We start from the raw sequence: 420 nt of genomic DNA, 5'->3' as shown, positions 1-420 counted from the left end.
GCGACTTCATTGACCAGCCAACGACCTGGCGAGAAAACAGATCCAACACCACAGCCAAATACAGCCAGCCTTCATAAGTGCGAATGTAGGTGATGTCGGTGACCCAAACTTTGTTGGGTTCTACGACATCAAACTGGCGCTTCAGCAAATTGGGTGAGGCGACCGCTGGCTTACCGCCGTACCTTCCAGGGCGGCGTCGATACCCTGTCTGAGAGCGCAGACCTTCAAGACGCATCAGCCTCGCTACACGATGGCGACCACAATCTTCACCGACCTCGCGCAGATCGTCATGGACTTTGCGATAGCCATAAACGCCGCCACTCCCCTGGGATGGACTTTAAGCGTCAGACAAAGCCGCCGAATCGAATAGTCGCCCGCGCGCTGCTTGATAAAGGCGTACTTCAGCCGCACTCCTTGGCA

1 pseudogene is annotated in these 420 nt (G+C 56.0%); it reads right to left on the bottom strand.

The window, feature by feature from the left end:
- A pseudogene (locus PVZ80_RS00185) lies at nucleotides 1-420 on the bottom strand (DDE-type integrase/transposase/recombinase); the annotation flags it as partial.

This window comes from Pseudomonas sp. B3G-3 (assembly GCF_028640915.1).
Classification (GTDB): Bacteria; Pseudomonadota; Gammaproteobacteria; order Pseudomonadales; family Pseudomonadaceae; genus Aquipseudomonas; species Aquipseudomonas chlororaphis_I.
This window is presented reverse-complemented; position numbering and strand designations above follow the sequence as displayed.